Origin of the sequence: Nonomuraea rhizosphaerae, from assembly GCF_019396405.1 — a bacterium.
Lineage (GTDB): Bacteria > Actinomycetota > Actinomycetes > Streptosporangiales > Streptosporangiaceae > Nonomuraea > Nonomuraea rhizosphaerae.
This window is the reverse complement of the sequence record NZ_JAHKRL010000009.1, coordinates 20,080-27,668: the sequence shown is the minus strand read 5'-3', so window position 1 is coordinate 27,668 and position 7,589 is coordinate 20,080. Positions and strand designations below refer to the sequence as shown.

Genomic DNA, 7,589 nt, shown 5'->3' with positions numbered 1-7,589 from the left:
AACCAGGGCGGCGGGCGGCGTCAGTAGCATTGAGCCCGTGGTGGTCGTGGTTTTTGTCAGCGTTGTGCTCCTGGCGCATCTGTACCTTTGGCAGCGGTTGGTGCGCTCGACCACCCGGCCCGGGCGGGTGCGCACCGGGCTGACGTGGGGGCTCGTCGGGCTGTTCGTGATGGTGGTCGTGACCTTTGTGGGGTTGCGGCTGGAGATGTTCGAATGGCTGGCCTGGCCGGGGTATCTGTGGATCGCGATCCTCTTCTACCTGGTGATTTCGCTGGTGCTGTTGGAGGTGCCGCGGCTGGTCGGGTGGTTGGTGTGGGTGCGGCCGGTCAGGAAGGCCGGGGTTGCGGTCGCGCCGGGGGTGGTGGCTGTACCGGAGGTCGTTGCGGCGTCGGTGGCCGTGCCGGATATTTCGGGTTCTGGGGTGGTTTCTGCTCCGGCGTTGACTGCCTCGGACCCGGCGCCCGCCGCTGACGGGATGAGCAGGCGGCTCTTCCTCGGACGCGCCACCGCCGCCGTCGCCGGCGTGGGTGCGCTCGGCACGGTCGGGTACGGCGTGCGCAGCGCTCTCGGCGATCCGGTGATCGAGCCCGTCAAGGTCACGCTGGCCGGGCTCGACCCCAAGCTCAGCGGGCTGCGGTTCGCCGTGGTCAGCGACATCCATCTGGGGCCGCTCACCGGTAAGGGGCACGTCGAGCGCATCGTACGGATGATCAACGGGCTGCGGGCTGACGTGGTGGCGATCGTCGGGGACCTGGTGGACGGCTCGGTGGCCGCGCTCGGCCCGCTGGCCAAGCCGCTCGGCAGTCTCGAATCCCGCTATGGCGCCTATTTCGTGACGGGCAATCACGAGTACTACACGCGGAACGGCCCCGGAGAGTGGTTCGAGGAGCTGAACGCGCTCGGGGTGCGCTCATTGCGCAACGAACGGGTGGAGATCCGGCACCAGGGCGGCGTGCTCGACCTGGCCGGGGTGAACGACATCAACGGCGCCGTCGCGGGCGAGGGGCCCGACTTCGCCAAGGCCCTCGGCGGGCGCGACGCCGGCCGCTCCACGGTTCTGTTGGCCCATCAGCCGGTACAGGTCGCGCAGGCGGCCCAGCACGGGGTGGACCTGCAGCTCTCGGGCCACACCCATGGCGGCCAGATCACCCCGTTCAACTATGTGGTGAAGCTGCAGCAGCCGGTCGTGTCGGGCCTGGCCACGGTCGACGGGGTGCAGGTGTACGTCACGCGCGGCGCCGGGTTCTGGGGGCCACCGGTACGGGTGGGCGCGCCGCCGGAGATCACGCTGCTTGAGCTGCGCTCCTGACTTTCCGCGATGAGTTGGTTACGACCTCCGCCGCAGGGTAGTATCCGAGCGGATACCTTTGGAGGCGGTGATGATCCCTTCCCCGGCAGAGGACGCTTTCGGCGACGCGCTGCCCGAGCGCGGCGAGACGCCCGGGCCGCCGCCCGACGTCACGTTCTGGGCCGCGCGTGGCGGCCTGCTGCTGAAACGGGCCAGGCACGCGGCGAACATGAACCAGAAGGCCCTGGCCGGGATGAGCGGCACGTCGCGCACGACGCTGTCGGCGTACGAGCACGGGCGCAAGTCGCCCACGCTGGAGACGGCGGGGCGCATTCTCGACGCCGCCGGGTTCCGGCTGACGCTGGAGCCCAAGGTCTCATTCGTCTCCCGGCAAGGTGAGGGTGGGCACCCTTTTCACGTGCCTGATCGTTTACCGCGGTTGCCCGCCGCCAAGGCGCTGGCCTCCGTACGGCTCGGGGGCAAGGTCTATGACCTGGCCGACCGTACGGACCGCCGGGAGGCCTACGCGTTGCTGGTGCGTCAGGGAAGTCAGCGGGAGCTGCTCGATCACCTCGACGGGGTGCTGCTGGTGGAGCTGTGGGACGAGCTGGTCCTGCCGGAGGCCGTACGCGCTGCTTGGGCGCCCCTTATGGAGCTCGCCCGAGGCGATAAAAGCGACTGACGAGACGAGAGGGATCGGTCCGGTGTTTTTGTGGGCCTATTCGAGGTGTGTATCATGCGCACCGGCCCGCCGACGTAATACTCTCGGCGACAAGCAGCCGGGTATATCCGGCTGGTCTTCTGCCTACCCCTTTCCGGCGAGCACCTGGATACGCTGAGATTATGACCGCCCGTGGCCGACGCCGACCGACTCATGTTCTGGCGAACGCATCTTTCCGCCGGCTCTGGACGGCGATGTCGGTATGCAGCCTCGGCGACTGGCTGAACATCCTGGCACTGACCGCCCTGGCCGGAAACCTGACCCAGGGCGACTACCGCACCCAGTCGCTGGCCATCGGCGGTGTGTTCATCGCCAAGATGCTGCCCGCCGTCCTGCTCGGGCCGCTCGCCGGAGCCTTCGCCGACCGGTTCGACCGGCGGATCACGATGGTCTCCTGCGACGTGGCCCGCTTCGCCGTGGTGCTGTCGATCCCGCTGGTCGGCAGCTACCAGTGGGTCATCGTGGCGACGATCCTCGTCGAGTGCGTCAACCTGTTCTGGGTTCCGGCCAAGGACGCCACGGTTCCCAACCTGGTGCCCAAGGAGCAGCTCGAATCGGCCAACCAGCTCAACCTGCTGGTCACCTACGGCAGCGCGCCGGTCGCCGCCCTGCTGTTCACGGCGCTGTCCGTGGTGGGCGACGCGCTGAACAACCTCGTGCCGTTCATGTCGGGCATGGACCCGACGGGGCTCGCGCTCATCGTCAACGCCTGCGCGTACCTGGTGTCGGCCGGGCTGATCTTCACGCTGCGCGGCATCCCCAAGCGCGACACGGCCATCTCGACCCCGTCGGTGCTCAAGCAGATCGTCGAGGGCTGGCGGTTCGTCGGCGGCAACCGGCTGGTGCGCGGCCTGATCATCGGCATGCTGGGAGCGTTCGCGGCGGGCGGCGCGGTCGTCGGCGTCGCGAAGATCTACGTGGTCGCCCTCGGCGGCGGCGACGCGGCGTACGGCGTGGTGTTCGCGGCGGTCTTCGTCGGCATGGCGCTGGGCATGTTCTTCGGTCTGCGGCTGCTGCGCGAGCTGTCGCGACGGCGGCTGTTCGGCCTGGCCATCACCGTGGCGGGCGTGGTGCTGGCCGCGATCGCGCTCATCCACAACCTGGTGATCGTGGTGATGCTGACCGTGGTGCTCGGCGCGTGCGCGGGCATCGCCTGGATCATCGGCTACACGCTCATCGGCCTCGAGGTCGAAGACTCGATGCGCGGCCGCACGTTCTCGTTCCTGCAGTCGACCGCGCGGGTGACGCTGCTGCTCGTGGTGGCGGCGGCCAACCCGCTGGCCGCTATCTTCGGCTCGCACCCGCTGCGGCTGGGCGACCTGACCTACCAGTTCGACGGCTCCAACCTGGTGCTGGTCGTCGGCGGCGTCCTCGCGACCGTCGTCGGCCTGCTGGCGCTGCGCCACATGGACGACAGGAAGGGCGTCTCGCTCTCCGAGGACCTCATCGCGGCCGTACGCGGGGAGCGACCGCAGGCCGAGGCGACCGAGCGTGTTCCCGGGCTGTTCGTGGCGTTCGAGGGCGGCGAGGGGTCGGGCAAGACGACCCAGTCGCGGCTGCTGGCCATCTGGCTGCGCGACCAGGGCTACGACGTCGTGCAGACGCGCGAGCCCGGCTCCACCAAGATCGGCATGCGGCTGCGCGCGATCCTGCTCGACGCGGCCGAGCGCGGGCTGTCGGCGCGCTCCGAGGCGCTGCTGTACGCCGCCGACCGGGCCGAGCACGTCGAGAAGGTGATCCGGCCCGCGCTCTACCGGGGCTCCCTGGTGATCTCCGACCGCTATGTCGACTCCTCCCTGGCCTACCAGGGGGCCGGCCGGTCCCTGGATCCCGAGGACGTGTCCAAGGTCAACGCCTGGGCGACGGGCGGGCTGGTCCCGCACCTCACCGTGCTGATCGACACGCCGCCGCAGGTGGGGCTGGCCCGGCTGGGCGGCGCCGCCGACCGGATCGAGGCCGAGCCGCTGGACTTCCACGAGCGGGTGCGCAAGGAGTTCCGCTCGCTCGCGGCCGCTGCCTCCGACCGTTATCTGGTGGTGGACGGGACGCTGCCGTCCGAGCAGATCACTCGGCTGATCCAGGATCGGGTGCACGAGATCCTGCCGGATCCGGTGCCACGGGAGTCCGAGGACATCACGGGGACGATGCCGGCGATCCGCGACTAGCGCCGTCTCCGGCCGGTCTTTCGGGGAGACGGCACGGCAGGTCAGCGGTGTGGCGAGCGCGTGGCGTGGTGAGGAGACGGCGCGGCGAGCGGTCGTTGCGGGGGTGCGTGAGTGATGTCGGCAGTCGCCGGCGTTTTCGAAGGCGTCCTGCCGGAGTACGGCGGGTTCCCGAGGAGCTGGGGCGCACGCGCGGTGACCTCCGCTCCGGAAAACGGGACTAGCCTTTGTACCGGTGAAAGGGGAGCGCGTGGGCGTCTTCGATGACCTCGTCGGGCAGGACCAGGCGGTAGCCGTGCTGTCGCGTGCCGCCGCCGCGGCCGGTGAGGTCGTGAAGGGCGGGCGCGGCGCGGGCATGACGCACGCCTGGCTGTTCACCGGACCGCCCGGCTCGGGCAGGGAGGACGCGGCTCGGGCCTTCGCGGCGGCGCTGCTGTGCCCCGACGGCGGCTGCGGGCACTGCGACCAGTGCCACCAGGTGCTGATCGGCTCCCACCCCGACCTGGAGTCCGTACGCCCCCAAGGCCTGTCGTACAGCGTCAAGCAGACCCGCGAGCTCATCCTGCGGGCGGCGGGCGCGCCGACGCAGGGGCGCTGGCGGGTGATCCTGTTCGAGGACGCCGACCGGGCCACGGAGTCAGCGGCGAACGCCCTGCTCAAGGCCATCGAGGAGCCGCCGCCGCGTACCGTATGGCTGCTCTGCGCCCCCGCCGCCGACGACATGATGATCACCATCAGGTCGCGCTGCCGCGTGATAACCCTTGCCACTCCTGCCACGGAGGCGGTCGCGCACGTGCTGGCCACGCGCGACAGCGTGCCCTGGGACACCGCCCGGTTCGCCGCCCGCGCCGCCCAGGGGCACATCAGCCGGGCGCGCGCGCTGGCGCTGGACGAGGACGTACGGCGGCGGCGCGAGTCGGTTCTGGGCATCCCACGGTCGCTGTCCGGGATCGGTGACTGCGTCTCGGCCGCCGAACGCCTGGTGAAGACCGCCGAGGAGGAGGCCGCGGCGGCGACCGCCGCGCTGAACGAGACGGAGACCACCGAACTCCGCAAGATCTACGGGGAGGGGTCCACCGGCAAGGGCCTCAACCGGGGGCTCGTCCGGGGCGGCGCCGGGGCGCTAAAGGAGCTGGAGGACCGGCAGAAGTCACGCGCCACCCGCATCAAGCGGGACTCTCTGGACGCGGCGCTGCTTGAGCTGGTGTCGTTCTACCGGGACGTGCTGGCCATGCAGTTCGGGGCCGGGGTGGAGCTGGCCAACGACGACGTCCGGTTCGACCTTGATCAGTTGGCCAGGATGTCCACGCCTGAGGAGACGCTGCGGCGGATCGACGCGATCATGCGGTGCCGGGAGCGGCTGGACGCGAACGTGAACCCGCAGATCGCGGTGGAGGCGATGATGCTGTCACTGCGGTCGGCCGCGTGAAAGCGCAAGCCGCTCAGGGGGCAGGCAGAGCAGGCCACTTGGGGCTCAGGCTGCTCGACGACCCAGGCCGCCGTGCAGGGATCCAGCCGGTGTAAGGGGGCGGGCCGCTCGAGGGCTCAGCTCGCTGGTTCGTCAGCGGGAGCTGTCTCGTGACTCCGCCGGAGCGGGCTCGTCAGCCCTCCGAGGTGCGGGCCGGGCACTCCAGCTTTACGGAAGTTGTTCCCGTGACCGAAGCAGCAGATGAGCCATCCAAGCGTCTCTGTAACGTGAAAGCCGAACAGCTCTCCCCCGCAGCGGCCCTGACGCGTGAGCGCGTTGATGTCGCGGCGATCTTCGCCGAACATCACGTCGGTCTTGTCCGCCTAGCCCTGGTCATGGTCGGCGACCAGGCGACCGCGGAAGACGTCGTTCAGGACGCGTTCACCCGCACCCACGCGGGCCGTGGCCGGCTGCGAGATCCGGACAAGGCGCTGGCCTATGTGCGGTCCGCGGTGTTCAACGGGTGCCGGTCCGCGATGCGGAAACGGACGGCGATCTTCCGCCGCGCCCTGCCGTACGAGCCGCCTGTCTGGTCGGCGGAGAGCGCGGCCCTACTGAGCGAGGAGCGTCGCGAGGTGCTGCGCGCCCTGCGCGAGCTGCCCACCAGGCAGCGCGAGGCGCTGACGTTGCGCTACTACCTCGACCTGTCCGATCAGGAGATCGCCGACACCATGGGCACCAGCGGGAGCACCGCCAGGTCCACGATCGCGCGAGGGCTCGCCGCCCTCGGCCGAGCACTTGGGGAGGGTTCATGAACAGCCCTGTGGAAGACCGTCTACGCGAAGCCCTCACCGAGGCGGGCGCCACGCTCGACGCCGGCACGCTGAGACCGCTCCAGGCGTCGACGCCGCGTCGTCGCGCCGACTTCCGGCTGCTCGCCGTGGCAGGGGTGACGGTGGCGCTGGCGGGGGCGGCCACCGTGGCCGCGCTCACCGCCCCGGGCGACACCCAGCGCGCCGTGACGGCCGACCCGCCCGCCGGCGGGAAGGAGGCGGAGGTCGCCATCTTCCTGTGCCCTCGCTCCTCGAAGAGTCCCGACTGCCGTGAGGGAGCCGCCACCGGCAGCCAGGCAAGGGCACTGCAAGACACCATGCGAGCCCAGCCCGAGGTGATCGAGGTTCGATTCGAGGATCAGGCGGCGGCGTACAAGAACTTTCGCCAGGACTACGCCGACAACGAGGGGGTGCTCAAGGCGGTCAAGGTGACCGACATGGTGGTCTCGTTCCGGCTCAAGCTGAAGCCCGGCACCGATGTGGAGAGGCTGCTCGACAAGGCAAAGGCGATAGGCGGGGTAATGGCTGGCTTGTCTGCGCAATCGTACGAGGAGGTGGGGGCCGGCAAGCCCCTGTCTCAGGAAATCTCGGTCTTTCTGTGCGGTGCCAAGTCATCCCTGGAGTCCTGTGGAGCCGTGATATCCCGGGGTGCGACGGAGGGCGACACCACGATGGAGAAGGAAGGGAAAGGCATCACGGCCGCTCAGAGGGACAACGTCAAGGACACGATCGAGAAGATGCCGGGTGTCCAGTCGGTTGCCTATGAGAGTCAGGAGGAGGCGTTCGAGCATTTTCGCCGCTCGTACGCGAGTAACAACGCTCTCATACAGGCCACGAAGGTGACGGACATGCCCACGTCGTTCCGTCTGCAGATGCGTCCCGACGCCGATTGGGACGCGACCGTCCAAAAGCTGCGGCGGGTGCCTGGTGTCGCACAAGTCGTCAATCAGAGATGCCTTGCCGTGCGGGCGGCGCTCTCCGCGCGATACGGCATCGACAGACCTGACCGAAAGCTGTGCGCACCCAAGTAGACCGTCCTGTCGGTGAGCCCGACTTCTTCCTCGCCTGCCTCGCCGTGCCGCCTCGCACCCTGAAGCGGGCCGTACGGCGAGGCGAGACGGGGCGAGATGGGGGCCAGGTCATCTCGCGCGGGTAGGCCGCAGTGGTCTCTTGGAGG

The 7,589-nt window shown here is 69.6% G+C and carries 6 protein-coding genes; all 6 read left to right on the top strand.

Going from position 1 to position 7,589, the window contains the following annotated elements; genetic code table 11:
* Positions 1–37 precede the first annotated feature (37 nt).
* The 6 genes from KME77_RS00620 (at position 38) to KME77_RS00595 (ending at position 7,443) form a co-directional block, all read left to right on the top strand.
* Complete coding sequence (locus KME77_RS00620; protein ID WP_219460147.1) at positions 38–1,309, top strand: metallophosphoesterase; 1,272 nt, start codon at positions 38–40, stop codon at positions 1,307–1,309.
* 70 nt (positions 1,310–1,379) lie between these two features.
* On the top strand, positions 1,380–1,970 hold the full coding sequence (locus KME77_RS00615; RefSeq protein WP_219460144.1) for a helix-turn-helix transcriptional regulator: 591 nt from the start codon (positions 1,380–1,382) through the stop codon (positions 1,968–1,970).
* Positions 1,971–2,131: 161 nt separating this feature from the next.
* On the top strand, positions 2,132–4,174 hold the full coding sequence (gene tmk / locus KME77_RS00610) for a dTMP kinase (RefSeq protein ID WP_219460141.1): 2,043 nt from the start codon (positions 2,132–2,134) through the stop codon (positions 4,172–4,174).
* A gap of 247 nt (positions 4,175–4,421) precedes the next feature.
* Complete coding sequence (locus KME77_RS00605; protein ID WP_219460139.1) at positions 4,422–5,600, top strand: DNA polymerase III subunit delta'; 1,179 nt, start codon at positions 4,422–4,424, stop codon at positions 5,598–5,600.
* Positions 5,601–5,866: 266 nt separating this feature from the next.
* Positions 5,867–6,394, top strand: coding sequence for a SigE family RNA polymerase sigma factor (locus tag KME77_RS00600; protein WP_308250480.1), 528 nt, complete (start codon positions 5,867–5,869; stop codon positions 6,392–6,394).
* Entirely contained in the window at positions 6,391–7,443 is a 1,053-nt protein-coding gene (locus tag KME77_RS00595; RefSeq protein ID WP_219460132.1) for a permease-like cell division protein FtsX, read from the top strand. The genes KME77_RS00600 and KME77_RS00595 overlap by 4 nt, the downstream gene beginning before the upstream one ends.
* The last annotated feature ends 146 nt before the right edge of the window (positions 7,444–7,589 follow it).